The 12858-nt window shown below is 67.7% G+C and carries 14 protein-coding genes; 5 read left to right on the top strand and 9 right to left on the bottom strand.

The features are described from left to right. Positions 1–305: 305 nt before the first annotated feature. The 7 genes from ACZ6DL_RS18215 to ACZ6DL_RS18245 form a co-directional block, all read right to left on the bottom strand. A complete protein-coding gene (locus ACZ6DL_RS18215) occupies positions 306–1460 on the bottom strand; it encodes a lactonase family protein (RefSeq protein WP_466052451.1) in 1155 nt (384 codons plus the stop codon). Between the two features lie 121 nt (positions 1461–1581). Continuing rightward, positions 1582–2004 carry an ester cyclase gene (locus ACZ6DL_RS18220; protein ID WP_185757115.1) on the bottom strand — a complete coding sequence of 141 codons (423 nt, stop codon included), beginning with the start codon at positions 2002–2004 and terminating at the stop codon, positions 1582–1584. Positions 2005–2103: 99 nt separating this feature from the next. Next, complete coding sequence (locus ACZ6DL_RS18225) at positions 2104–2673, bottom strand: GTP-binding protein (protein ID WP_466052454.1); 570 nt, start codon at positions 2671–2673, stop codon at positions 2104–2106. 19 nt (positions 2674–2692) lie between these two features. Then, on the bottom strand, positions 2693–3076 hold the full coding sequence (locus ACZ6DL_RS18230) for a DUF742 domain-containing protein (RefSeq protein ID WP_466052456.1): 384 nt from the start codon (positions 3074–3076) through the stop codon (positions 2693–2695). Further along, positions 3073–3504 carry a roadblock/LC7 domain-containing protein gene (locus ACZ6DL_RS18235; protein WP_466052457.1) on the bottom strand — a complete coding sequence of 144 codons (432 nt, stop codon included), beginning with the start codon at positions 3502–3504 and terminating at the stop codon, positions 3073–3075. Before ACZ6DL_RS18235 ends, ACZ6DL_RS18230 begins: the two co-directional genes overlap by 4 nt. A 12-nt stretch (positions 3505–3516) precedes the next feature. Further along, positions 3517–5898 (bottom strand): sensor histidine kinase, encoded by a 2382-nt coding sequence (locus tag ACZ6DL_RS18240; RefSeq protein ID WP_466052459.1) that lies wholly within the window; start codon positions 5896–5898, stop codon positions 3517–3519. Positions 5899–5963: 65 nt separating this feature from the next. After that, positions 5964–7097: a lactonase family protein gene (locus tag ACZ6DL_RS18245; RefSeq protein ID WP_466052461.1), complete on the bottom strand. Its 1134-nt coding sequence runs from the start codon at positions 7095–7097 to the stop codon at positions 5964–5966. A gap of 239 nt (positions 7098–7336) precedes the next feature. On the opposite strand from ACZ6DL_RS18245, the gene ACZ6DL_RS18250 reads away from it, so the two are divergent. Continuing rightward, positions 7337–8488, top strand: coding sequence for a lactonase family protein (locus tag ACZ6DL_RS18250; RefSeq protein WP_466052462.1), 1152 nt, complete (start codon positions 7337–7339; stop codon positions 8486–8488). Between the two features lie 77 nt (positions 8489–8565). Here the strand turns inward: ACZ6DL_RS18250 and ACZ6DL_RS18255 are convergent, their stop codons facing one another. Both ACZ6DL_RS18255 and ACZ6DL_RS18260 read right to left on the bottom strand, forming a co-directional pair. Further along, positions 8566–8937 carry a hypothetical protein gene (locus tag ACZ6DL_RS18255; protein WP_357959402.1) on the bottom strand — a complete coding sequence of 124 codons (372 nt, stop codon included), beginning with the start codon at positions 8935–8937 and terminating at the stop codon, positions 8566–8568. A gap of 104 nt (positions 8938–9041) precedes the next feature. Next, on the bottom strand, positions 9042–9761 hold the full coding sequence (locus ACZ6DL_RS18260) for a GntR family transcriptional regulator (RefSeq protein WP_195152440.1): 720 nt from the start codon (positions 9759–9761) through the stop codon (positions 9042–9044). 238 nt (positions 9762–9999) lie between these two features. On the opposite strand from ACZ6DL_RS18260, the gene ACZ6DL_RS18265 reads away from it, so the two are divergent. The 4 genes from ACZ6DL_RS18265 to ACZ6DL_RS18280 all read left to right on the top strand — a co-directional run bounded on the left by ACZ6DL_RS18265 (position 10000) and on the right by ACZ6DL_RS18280 (position 12547). Further along, positions 10000–10821: an acyl-CoA thioesterase domain-containing protein gene (locus ACZ6DL_RS18265; protein ID WP_466052463.1), complete on the top strand. Its 822-nt coding sequence runs from the start codon at positions 10000–10002 to the stop codon at positions 10819–10821. Between the two features lie 90 nt (positions 10822–10911). Beyond that, positions 10912–12030 carry an NDMA-dependent alcohol dehydrogenase gene (locus ACZ6DL_RS18270; protein WP_466052465.1) on the top strand — a complete coding sequence of 373 codons (1119 nt, stop codon included), beginning with the start codon at positions 10912–10914 and terminating at the stop codon, positions 12028–12030. A 20-nt stretch (positions 12031–12050) separates the two neighbouring features. Further along, on the top strand, positions 12051–12260 hold the full coding sequence (locus tag ACZ6DL_RS18275; protein WP_466052466.1) for a hypothetical protein: 210 nt from the start codon (positions 12051–12053) through the stop codon (positions 12258–12260). Further along, complete coding sequence (locus ACZ6DL_RS18280; RefSeq protein ID WP_195152310.1) at positions 12257–12547, top strand: WhiB family transcriptional regulator; 291 nt, start codon at positions 12257–12259, stop codon at positions 12545–12547. The genes ACZ6DL_RS18275 and ACZ6DL_RS18280 overlap by 4 nt, the downstream gene beginning before the upstream one ends. Positions 12548–12858: the final 311 nt, after the last annotated feature.

A 12858-nucleotide genomic window follows, 5' to 3' on the forward strand; every position in this document is an offset into this window, starting at 1 on the left:
GACAGGCCTCGCCCCACATTCTCATCAGTGCGGTGACCTGTCAGTGCTGTCGCTCGCGCCGCGTCATCAGGTGGGCGACCAGGAGGACGGTGAGCACCGCAGTCCAGCCGACGGCGCCGACTGCCAAGGCGATGCCGGTTCCGGTGCTGCTCGGGTAGCCGCCGGGGCACGCAGCGATAGCTGAACACCTCGGCGAACCTGCCGGTGAGCGGGTCAACTCAGTTGCATAACTGCGGTGATGCCGCGCATAGCGCCGACGCGCGAATGCCCCTCCGGCCGAGGCCGGAGGGGCCTTGTGTGTCAGATCAGCGTCGGGGAACCAGCGACAACGTTCGACCGTCGGCAACATACGTGCCGGTGTAGACCGCGACCGATTCATCCAGGTCGAGAACACCGTCGGAGCCGACTGTGAACCGCCTCAGGATCTCTTCGCCGCCGCGCAACGGGTCGGTACCCAGAGCCCACAGAACCTCACCGCTCGGTGACATCACCGACGATTCGGCGAAAGCTCCGGGCTTCTCCGGCGCGAAAGCGACATCGGGCAGCGGGGTGAGCACACCGTTCGGCTCCACCGCGAAGGAGCTGATGTGACCCGACCCCATGTTCGGCACATACAGGAAGCGACCATCGGGCGTGATGCTCGTGACGTGCGGCAGCATGCCGGTCGGGAACGGCGACCCCCCGACCTCGGTGAGCGTACCGTCCCCGGCCCGCGTGAAGCCGGACACCGAACCGCTGATCTCGTTGATGACATACACGTGCCTGCCGTCCGGGGTGACCCGCGGATAGATCGGATTCAGCCCGGTCGACACCCGCTGCTTGACCGGGGAAACCGACCCATCGGCATTGATGTCGAACACCAGCAGCTGACGGGGCAGCAGGCTGGCCACGTACAACTGCTTGCCGTCCGGCGAGACGGTGCCAGAGGCGACGCCGTCGAGCGACTCCCCGAAAAGCATGGGCGAACCGTTGAGGGTGGGGGTTCCGTCGGCACCGATACGCACCGACACCACCTGCGCATTCTGCAGACCGACGACGACGAAGGCGTCGCGGTTGTTCGGCGCGAAGATGATGTCCACCGGGACATCGGGCATCGCGAGCGGCGTCCCCGCGGTGAGTTCGCCGTCGGTGCCGATGGCATAGGGGATCAGCTGGGGGTTCGTTCCCGGGGCGACGAACAGGAACCGACCGTCCGGGGTGGGCGCCTGCGGCCAGTTCAGCGCGCCGGGCATCGGCTTGCCCTGGATCTGTGTCGGCTGGTCCGTGTCGGAAGCGTTGTAGCCGGCGATGCCGTTGCCGAGGAAGCCGTGGGCGTAGATGTGGTAGCCGCCCGGGTCGGCCGCCGCGGGTTGTGCTGTCGCCGTGAAGCCGGGCAGAACGGTCGCCGCGAGGGCGAGCACCCAGCCCGCTCGCGCGCGCCGCGTCCCCGAACCACCTGTCGACATTGAATCAGAGGTCATGTCCGGGAGGTTATGGCCCGAACCGCCAGCAAAATGTCCAGAAAACTGCACACCGGCCACCGGCACAGACAGCGAGACCCCTCCAGCCGAAGCCGAAGGGGTCTCGCGTCGAAAGGGCCGCTCAGCCCTGGGCGGGCATCAGGCCGAGCTGGGTCAAGAAGCTCACATTGTCCCAATAGACGCGGTGCTCACCGACCTTGCCGTCACGCAGGGTGAAGGTGTCGATGAGCGGGAACGTCACCGTGCGACCGGACGGTGGAACCTCACCGTCGGCGGTCGCCAGCGGCCCGGTCTGCACGCCGGTGAAGACGATCTCGGCGATCGCGGTGTCACCGTCGACCCAGGTGTTGCGACGCTCGATCTTCATCCCGGGGAACGCGGTGATGAAGGCGCCGATCATCCCGCGCAGCGCCTCGATCCCGGTGAGCGGGCCGGACGGGAACTGCGCCGCCACATCCTCGGTGAAGGGGCTCGCGGCCAGTTCCAGATCGCCGCCTTCGAGGCCGGCGTAGTGCACGTTGACGAGGTCGAGCAGATCGCTCATTGGTTGACCTTTCGATGAGGTTCGCATCCGGATCCCGGACAGCAAATAATATATTGTGCTTTGCTAGTTTGCGCCAGAGTTGTTGTGCGCCTTTAGAATTCAACTCAGATGCGTCCGCACGGCGGTGGTGCTCGCCATGATGTATTCGAACAGGGAGACCAGTACCTCCTTGCACGACGCGCGATCACGCGCATCACACTGCATGATCGGCACATGGGTGGGCACACTCAACGCGGCGCCGATCTCTCCAGGCGTATACCGATCCGCGCCGTCGAAGCAGTTCACCGCGACCACGAACGGAATCCGCCGGGACTCGAAGTAATCCACCGCGGCGAAACTGTCGGCCAGCCGCCGAGTGTCGACCAGCACCACCGCGCCGAGCGCGCCACGCGACAGTTCCGGCCACAGGAACCAGAACCGGTCCTGCCCGGGAGTACCGAACAGGTACAAGATCACCCGCGGATTGATCGTGATCCGGCCGAAATCCAATGCCACCGTGGTGGTCTGCTTGCCTTCGATACCGCGCAGATCGTCCACGGAACTACTCAGTTCGGTGAGCTGTTCCTCGGTGCGCAGTGGGGTGATCTCGCTGATCGCACCGACCATTGTCGTCTTTCCGACCCCGAATCCCCCGGCCACCAGGATCTTCACCGCCAGTTCGGTGGACATGACCGCCGAACCGCGTCCGTCAGAGGTTGCGTATGCCATCCAATACCGCCTGCAGTAGTTCGGGGTCGGGGCCTTCCTCGGCCCTCGGTGGAGATCGGAAGATCACATAGCCGGCCGCGATGAGGTCGCTGACCAGCACCTTCACGGTGACCAGCAGCAATTTCAAGTGGGCGGCGATTTCGACGATCGACAACGGCTGATGGCGGCACAGCTGGAAGATCCGGGCGTACTCGCGGTCGAGCTTGCTCACGTCGGAGTCGTAGCCGACCGAGATCACCAGGGTCAGGATGTCCAGCTCCGGCAGATCCCTGCCCGCTCTGCCGCGGGTCAGCGCGAACGGCCGAATCAAGGGCCCCGGGTCGTCGTCCTCGTAGCCCCACACCTCATCCGGCCCCTCACTCACGGCACTCGCGTCGACATCGAGGTTCTCGGCGCCGCCGACAGATGCTCACGCACCTGGCCGACGATCACGTTCATCTCGTAGGCGATCAGGCCGAGATCCGCGTCGGCGTCGGTCAGCAAGGCCAGACACGCGCCGTGCCCGGCCTCGGTGACCAGCAGATAACCGTGCTCGAGCTCGACAACGGTCTGATGCAGCGGGCCCTTGGCGAAACGCGTGCCCACACCACGAGCCAGGCTGTGCAGGGCCGACGACATGGCGGCCAGATGCTCGAGATCCTCCCGCTCGAAACCGTCGGACCCGGCCAGCGCCAGACCGTCCGCGGACAGCACCACGGCGTGTTCGGCGCCCGACGTCGTTGTCACCAGATTGGTGAGCAGCCAGTCGAGTGTGCCGGCCGGTGCCTGACGAACCATTGTGTCCTCGTTCATGTTCTGACCGTTCTACGGATGGGAATGGGGTGGTCGGACGCGGGCCCGGCGCGTGCCGTTCTGCAGCGAACTCATCGCCGTGCGCACCGTCTCGGGTGCTCGGACGCGCGCAGTCGACCCAGGCGGCACCGTGTGCGGATCCGCGTCTCCCACATCGGTGCCGAGTTGGGGCGACAGGTGCGCGAGCCGTTCACGTATGGGGAGGGCGGGCCTGCGGTCCACCTCGGCGACCGGGTGCCCGTTGAGCCTGGCCGGAGGCTCCGGGCTCGCCGCGTGGTACCCGTTGTGCCGGACCGGGTCGGCCCGGCCGACCCGGTCCGGTAAGGCCGGCGCCGGAACCTGGTCGGGCCGCCGCGCGCCGGGCAGCGCGGTGGCGGCGGGAACCCGGTGCACGGCGTCGCGGGTTCGCACGGGTTCGACCGCGGCCGTCGGGTTGTCGTCCCCGGCCTCGAGCACGGCCCACGGCACCAGCACGATCGCGCGCACACCGCCGTACGGCGATTCCTGCAAGGTCACCGAAATGCCATGGCGCGCTGACAGTCTGCTCACCACGAACAGCCCGAGACGACGATGTCCTGCCAGGGCCATCTCGTGGAATCGCGGCGGCTCGGCCAGCATCGCGTTCAGGCGTTCCCGTTCCTCGAAGGAGATACCGAGTCCCTGGTCGTCGACCTCGACCACCACTCCCCTGCCGACCGAGTTGCCGTGCACCGCCACCGGCGCGTCCGGCGGAGAGAACGCCGTCGCGTTGTCGATCAGCTCGGCCAGCAGGTGGATGAGGTCGGCGACCGCCGCACCCAGCACGCTCAGCGCCGGCAACCGGATCGCGCTCACCCGTGCGTACCCCTCGGTCTCGGACACCGCGCTGCGCACGATCTCCTCCAGCGCCACCGGGTTTCGCCAGCGCCGTCCCGGTGCGCGACCGCCGAGGATGAGCAGGTTCTCGGAGTTGCGGCGCGCGCGAGTCGCCAGGTGGTCGAGCTGGAACAACAGCTCCAGGTCCTCCGGGTCGTCCTGGCGGGCCTCGGCGACATCGAGTACGTCGAGCTGCCTACGCACCAGGGCCTGACTGCGGAACGCGATGTCGAGGAACACCTTGTTGAAACCGTTGCGGGTGCTCGCCTCGCCCACCGCGGTCTCGATCGCGGTGCGCTGAGCGACGGCGAATGCCGCGGCCACCTGACCGATCTCGTCACGACCACTGTCGACCAGGGCCGTTTCGGCCTCCGCGTCGACCTGTTCGCCGTTGTGGATGCGGCGGATGAGGTCGGGGAGCCGGTCGTTGGCGAGCTCGAGGCTGGCCGAGCGCAGGGTGCGCAGGCGACGCAGCAGCCGGTTCGCCAACACCAGCGAACCCGACACCGCGAGGATCGTGACGATGAGCATGACGGCGGAGACGATCAGCAGCTGGTTGATCAAGCGGTCGGCCGCCGCGCTCGTCGCGTCGACCGTCACCCGGAACTGATCGCGGATCACCGCGATCAGGCGGGTGTCGACCGCGCGTTCGGCGGCCAGCCAATGCTGCACCGGCATCGTCAGCTCGCCCCGCTCGGCCATCTCGTCCTCGCCGGCGGTGCCGACACGCCAGTCGGCGCCACCGGTCAGCGACCGAACGCTGGTGCGCACGTCCGTCGACAAGCGGGTGTCGACGAGGTCGAATTGTTTACGGTAGACGCCGATATGCTGCGCGAGAACGCGCCGCTCACGCGGCGACAGGCCGTCGGCCGCCGCCGTGCCCGCGGCCACGAGACTCACCACCCGCGAGTGGCTTTCGGCTGCGCGCAGCAGGTCGATCGCGGTCATCTCGGCGTCCATTGTCGTGGTGTCGGACGACTTCAACCGTGCGGAGTCCTGACCCGCACCGAGCATGGCGGCGATGAGGTCGCTGAAATATTGGTCGACGTCGCCCGTGGTCGCCTTCCTGCTGTCGACCGATTCCCGGATCACCTGCATCCGTCCGACAAGATCCGAGAGCGCCTGGATGGATTCCGCACCGGTGTTCTGATCCATCCCCTGTGCCGCCGAGGCGATCCGGGCGGTCTCGGCGATCGCGCGGTCGGTGTCATCGCGGCTGGTGCGCAGTTCCGCGTCCGCCCCGGGCGAGTGATCCTGCGCGGTGACGCTGGCGAGTCGTTCCGACTGGATCGACGTCACGAACCGCAGCAGCGGGTCGATCACCGTGCCCCGGTAATCGGACCACTCCTTGACCGACTGCGCCCGGAGCCCGACCAGCGTGACCGCGACCGCCCCCGTCGCCAGCAGCACCAGGCTCGGGATCAGGGCGATCGCCAGCACGCGAGTCCGCACGCTCGTACCGAAACGGGCACGCAACGGGCGACGTGAGCTGCCGGAACGGGTGTCCTCGACGCTCGGCTCTGCTTCGGCCGACGGCACAGCGGTTCTCCTCCGGGTGGACAGGCGTGGACGTCGCGGTGGGCCGGGCGGCCCACCGCGATGGGTCATCGTGCGGGGGTCAGGTGGGCGGACGGGCCGTCGTGGAAGATCACGCCGGTGTCGACGGCGGGCAGACCCGACGGGACGACGCTGCCGTCGGCGGCGACGTTGTAGGTGTGCACCCTGGCCGTGCCGTTCACGGTGAGGGAGTCGATGACCCAGAGCTCGTCCTCGTCGGGGCTGAGCACCACGCGGCCGGGGACCGTACCGCCCGGCGCGGGGTAGGGTGAACCGGGCAGCGGCGAGAGCGCCCCGCCGGCGCCGATACGGAAACCGTCGACCTGGCCGCCGCTCGAGGCGGGCACATACATACGCTTGCCGTCCGCGGTGATCGCCGAACCATGCGGGGTGTCACCGGTGGGGTACGGCGAGCCCGGCGCGTTCGACAGGCTTCCGTCCGGTGCGATCACGTAACCGGACAGGGTGGCGTTGCCTTCGTTGCTGATGTAGAGGTAGCGACCGTTCGGGGTGATGGCGGGCAACGCGGGGCGCTCGCCCGTCGCGAGGGTAGGTCCGACCTGGGTCAGCGAAGCGTCGGCATTGATCGCATAGCTGGTCACGGTGGCGCCGATGAACGTGCTCACGATCAAGTTTCGCCCGTCGGGAGTCACCTGCGGCAGGCTCAAACCGCTCATTCCGGGTACCGGGGTGGCGGGCGCGCCGGTCGGGACGAGAACGCCGGAGGCGGTGATGTCGAAGGAACGGACCTCGGTGGTCAGCGAGCCGACGGTCGCGAACAAACGGGAACCGTCCGGGGTGATCGTCACGCCGATCACGGGCGCGGCGAAATCCATTCGGCTGCCCGCGATCTCGTGCAGCGAACCGTCGGCGCCGAGGTCGTAACCGATGATCGAGCCCGAGACCACGTGCCCGGTGTAGACCCGGCGGCCGTCCGGGCTGATCTCGAGAGTCAGCGAGCCGGTGTCGCTGGCGAACGGCGCGCCGGGCACCTCGGTGAGCGCGCCGTTGTCATCGACGCGCAGGACGCTGATGTTCGAAGAACCGGTGCCGGTGACCAGCAGATAGCGTGGCGCGGCGCCGGCGGGGGCCGAATGCGCGAGAGCCGGGGACAGCGACAGCGCGAGCGCGGCGGCCACGCCTGCGGCGACACGTCGCGGTGTGAATGCGTTCCTGAGCATCAGGATGCGATACCTCCGGGTATCGGGCAGGCCACGTCGCCTGCCCGGAATTATGCACAATATAGTGTGCAATCTCACTTCGGAAAGTGGATTTGAAATAGCGCAACGGCATGCCCGCCCGGTTGTCACGGCACACAACGAAGGTTGCCAGATCGTATACAAAATGTGATCGTTCCGGCTTGTCGCGCGATCCGCCTCCTGCCGATCGCGGACTCCGAATCTCATCGAGGAGATCACCGATGACTTCCTTCTCCGTACCCTCCCGATCCCGCGCGCGAAGTCGACTACTCCGTTGCGCCGCGGTGGCTTTCATCGCCATGCTGCTCAACGTCGTCGGCTGGAGCACAGCACCCGCCCCGGCTTCGGCCGCGAACGCCCGGTTCCTGATGGTCGCGGGCACCGCGTCGATGGGCATCAGCGTCCTGCGGGTGGCCGAGGACGGGACATTGTCGAGCGTCCCGAACAGCCCGTTCCCGACCGGGTTCGGCGTTCTCTCGCTGGTAGTGGCCCCGGACGGCCGCACCGTCTACGTTCCGCACGCCGGCGACTTCGGCGTCTCCGGGTACCGCCTGGACGACCGCGGGACGCTGCATCCGGTCCCCGGCGCGGACATCACCGTCGGCGGCCCGCCGACCGCCGCCACGCTCAGCCCCGACGGCACCCAGCTGTTCGCAGTGGTCGGTGGAGCGCCGGGCCACGTCGAGTCGTTCACGGTGACGCCCTCGGGCGCGCTCATCCCCACGGGAGCGCCGACGGTTCCGGTGGACGGGTTCAGCGCCGTCGGTATGGCGGCTGTCGACCCGAGCGGGCGGTTCCTCCGGGTGGTCACCTACCTCGGAAACACCATGTCCAATTACGCCATTGCACCGGACGGCACGATGACTCCGCTCGGCGCCACCACGGTGAAACTCGGCCCGGTGGCGCCGGGGTTCAGCCCGGACGGGCGATACCTCTACGTGAGCAACGAGTTCGGCTTCGATCTGTCCGGGTTCGCGATCGGTGAGAACGGGCAACTGACGCCCACACCCGGCTCGCCCTACCCGACCCACGGAGTTCCGCACGGCGCGGTGGTAACCGCCGACGGCACCCGCCTGTACGTCCCCGATGCCATGGGCCAGTCGATCGCCGGCTTCGACCTGCACGCGGACGGGGGGCTGGTCGAACTGCCCGGGTCACCGTACGCGGCGCCCGCGGCCACGCTGCCGGGTCAGGTCGCCCTGCATCCCGACGGCAAGACGCTGTACTTGATCGATGTCCTCACCGCCGAGGTGACGACACGGGTGCACACCTACACGATCGGCGTCGACGGTAGCCTCGCGCCCTCCGGGCGACCGTCGGTCGACACCGGCGTGGTCATGTCCGACGGACCCGTCGCGGCCATCACCCCCTAGACGGCCGAAAGGGCCCGGTGCCGTGACCATCTCGGTCACGGCACCGGGCCCCTACCGCGGAGAACCCTCGTTCGGGATCAGGGCTGGACGCCCATCTCCGGACCGATGTACTCACGGACCCGTGCCGCCTTGCCGTCGCGAACCTCGACGATTTGCACCAGATGCAGCTTCGTCCGCTGACCGGCGATCTCGATCTCGGTGGTCGCCTCGTTGAAGAAGCCCTTCTCGGTGAAGGTCACCCCGACCGGAACGAAGGTGGGAATCGGGCCGTCACCCGAACGCTCGTACACGGCGGCGACCGCGTCGGCGACCGTCACCCACTTGTCGTCGGCACTGTGCCACACGAGGCAGTCCTCGGTGCTGATCTCGTTGAAGAGATCGATATTCGTAAGGGCCTTGACCCAGTTGTCCGCGAGGTCTCTGGTGGCCTGATCCGGGGTGCTGCTCATCGTTGAACGGTGCCTTCCTGTCCGGTTTGCTGCAGTGCTGTCCTGCGCCACCCATGCTGCGCGCGAACCGGTTGACCGAGTGTCCAACTTTTGGACACTGCGGCCTAGGCGGTGGACTTCTCCTGCGTCGACCACATGCCCTGCTTCTCCAGCATGGCGATCAGTTCGTCGGCGCCGGACATGATGTGATCGCGCATCAGACTGCTCGCCGTCTTCGCGCGACGTTTCCGCAGTGCCTCGAGAATGGCCGGATGAAAGTCGAGGGACTCGTTGGCATGGCCCTCGATATTGCCGTAGAACCGGTTGGGCAACTGCTTGACGATCGAGCGCAACAGCAGCGCGAGACGGCGGGAATCCGCGGCCAGGTTCACGGTGCGATGGAATTCGTGCCCCAGCGCGACGATGCGGTCGAGATCGGCTCCCTCGGCGACCGCCTGTTCGTGCTGGGCAACCACGTCGGCCAAGTGGGCGAGCTGGCGCGGCGAGATGGATTTCGCTGCGCGCGAAGCCAATTCACCGGCCAGCGTGGCCTGCGCCCAGAACAGATCGCGCACATCCTGCCTGCTGAACGCCGACACCATGAACCCGCGCCGCGGGACCAGTTCGACGAAACCTTCACCGCTGAGCAGCAGAAGGCCTTCACGCACCGGCGTGTTACTCACGCCCACCGCTTCGGCGATCGGTTCGGTGCGCAGGAACTCACCGGAGCGCACCCGGCCCGAGATGATCAGTTCCCGCACGTAGCTCGCGACGTCTTCGGACAACTGCTGACGCTGCGAATTCACCCGGCGGGGTAACTCCCGCGGCGAGGAATCGGCGTCCAGTGGGTCTTTGTCGTTCGGCACTTACGCATTATGCGGCCCCGAAGCACAATCGCGCAGCACCGCCCCATGGAAACGACGTCACCGGAGGGTTGTGGCGCATGGATGTGACATGCGCGGCGGTGACCTACGCCGTGGCCCGAGGCCCCGCGGGGATCAGAAGGGTATCGGGAGGTCTACTGTTCGACTTCGACAGTAATATACTTAATATCTTGGCCTTGACGTACTCGGAGGCGCACCGATGACCGCAGCACTCTTCCGCGCACAGGGCGGCCCGCAAGGGATGGAGTTGATCCCACAGGCCGAAGCCGCGAGCGGGTGGGGCGAGCAGCACATGCGCGGCCTCGCGGTGAGTTCGGCACTGGCACGCGCCACCGAGCAGCAGATCCACACCATCGGACGCACCGACCTGGTGCCGGTGCGGTGGACCGTCGACCTGTTCCGGCCCGCCCGGCTGCGCCCGTGCACCACCTCGGCGGCCGTCGTCCGGGAGGGCACGCGGTTGTGCTTGATCGACAGCGTGCTCGAACAGGACGGCAGGCCCGTCGCCCGAGCATCGGCACTGTGGCTGGCGCCGAGCCAGAGCCCGCCGGGTACGGTCTGGTCGGGAGGTACTCGGCCGGAGCCGCCTCCACTCGGCGCCGCGCTGGTCGAAGCCCAGCACCGGCTCTACTTCACCGAGAAGACCGGCTGGGGCGATGCGGCACAGTCCACCAACGACGCTCGCAAAATGATCTGGCACGAGCAGATCCCCGTAGTCGCGGGTGAGCAGGCGACACCGTTCCAATTGGCCGCGGGCATCGCCGACGTGGTGAATGTGGCGGTCAATCTCGGCAGCAACGGGCTCGAATTCATCAATGCCGACGTCTCGTTGGCACTGGGCCGCCTGCCGGTAGGGCCGGCGGTGGGTTTCGCCACCACCGACCGGATCGAGCAAGCGGGCATCTCGGTCGGCACCGCGGTCGCCTTCGACCGCATCGGCGTCTTCGGCACCGCGACCCTGTGCGCGCTCGGCGACGCGCACCGCGCCGTCGATGTGCAGAGCTTTCGGCCGATCGCGTGACGAGGGTCTCAAAATATATTATGCTGAATCAAAGCATGGAAGGAGTGCAGCGATGACCCGCTGGGCGAAGACCGACGACAAGGCCACCTCGTGCTGACCCGCGGCGCGGTGCTGCGACAGACACCCGGCGCCTACGAGATCGTCGAACTCGACATCGAAGACCCCCGCCCCGGTGAGATCCGGGTCAAGATGGCCGCGGCAGGGTTGTGTCACTCCGATGACCATTTCGCTGTCGGCACGCAGACGCCTGGCATCCTGCCCCTCGCGGGTGGACACGAGGGCGCCGGTGTCGTCGAAGCGGTCGGCCCGGGCACCAAGGGCTTCGTCGAAGGCGACCACGTCGTGTTCTCCTTCCTGCCGGTGTGCGGCCGCTGCCGGTGGTGCGCGCACGGCCACCAGAACCTGTGTGACCTCGGCGCGTTCCTGGCCACGGGTGCGCGTTTCGACGACCCCACCTCCTATCGGCTCTCGCTCGACGGCGCACCGGTCGGTCAGCTCGCCGGGCTCGGCACCTTCTGCGAATACACCACTGTCTCCGCGGTCTCGGCGATCAAGATCGATCCGTCGATCCCGCTCGACATCGCCTGCCTCACCGGCTGCGGTGTCGGCACCGGGTGGGGTGCGGCGGTGAACTCGGCCGAGGTGAAACCCGGGCACGTCGTGATCGTCATGGGCATCGGTGGTATCGGGATCAACGCGGTCCAAGGTGCCGCACACGCGGGCGCCGCCGCGGTGATCGCCGTCGACCCCGTGCCCTTCAAGCGGGACTCCGCGCTGAAGCTGGGCGCCACCCATGCCGTCGCCGACATCGAGGAGGCGGCCGAACTCGCCCGCTCGATGACCAACGGCCAAGGCGCGGACTCCTCGATCGTGACCGTCGGCATCACCACCGGTCGCCAAGTCGGCCAAGCCCTGAGCGCGGTGCGTAAGGCGGGCACCTGTGTCGCCGTCGGGCTCGGCGACGCCACCGTGGGCGCGGGCGACATCAACCTGCACGAGCTCACGCTCTACCAGAAGCGCCTACAGGGTTCCTTGTTCGGCGCGAGCTCCCCCACCGCCGACATCCCGGCGCAGCTGGCGATGTATCAGCAGGGCTCGCTGAAACTCGACGAACTCATCACCACCCGCTACTCCCTCGATGACATCACGCAGGGCTTCGCCGACATGAATGGCGGCCGGAACCTGCGGGGCGTCGTCTTCTACGACTGATCCCGTTCGAAGGACCGATCATGAACGTGCTGATCGAAATGACCGCATTGTGTCCGACCCGCCCCGCCCCCGGGGCGGACGCGCAAGCGCTCGCCGCCTGGTACGCGGCGAAGGCCGGGTTGCACGACCATCTGGCCGGTCTCGGCGGACCCGACAGCGGGCGCGAACGTGAGCTTGCCGCGGCGGCTCACCGGCGCGCGCTCAGCGTCACCGCTGGCGAACCGGTATGAGGCCGGCCCGAGAGAAGCCATTGCAGCTGCCCGCGCCGCGCGCGGAGGCCTGGGCCTGGCAGATGCATGCCACCTGCCGCGCCTACGACGTCAACGACTTTTACGACACGGCTCAGGAATCACGAAAGATGCTGGCCGCCAAGAAGGTCTGCGCGGGCTGCCCAGTGCTGACCCACTGCCGGGATCACGCTGTCGCCGCCAACGAGCCGTACGGCATCTGGGGCGGGATGACACCGCGCGAGCGAGCCAGGTACCGCTGGGTGCACTACCGGCCGAAACGCCTGTGACGCTGGTCGAACACCCGCATCGACGGAGTTATCCTCGGTCGAGATGAGCGTACCCGTGCACCGCTACCGGAGCAGTGCCGAATCGAGCCGAGTTGGCCGACAATCCAGTCGACACAGCGCAGTTCCGCTTCGGGAATCCCGGCGGAGCCGGCCGCGCCGGGCTTCGAAGACGCCGAGGAGATCGGGCGATCTCGACGCAGCCGCAGACCTGCTCACGAAGAGCAGGGGGCTGTCGGCCGACGGCGGCGGTGTGGACTTCCGCCGCCGAACTCCTCGTCGCGAGCGCCGCAGTGGACCGTCGACCGATGGCC

The sequence above is a fragment of the Nocardia sp. NPDC041819 genome (assembly GCF_055590505.1).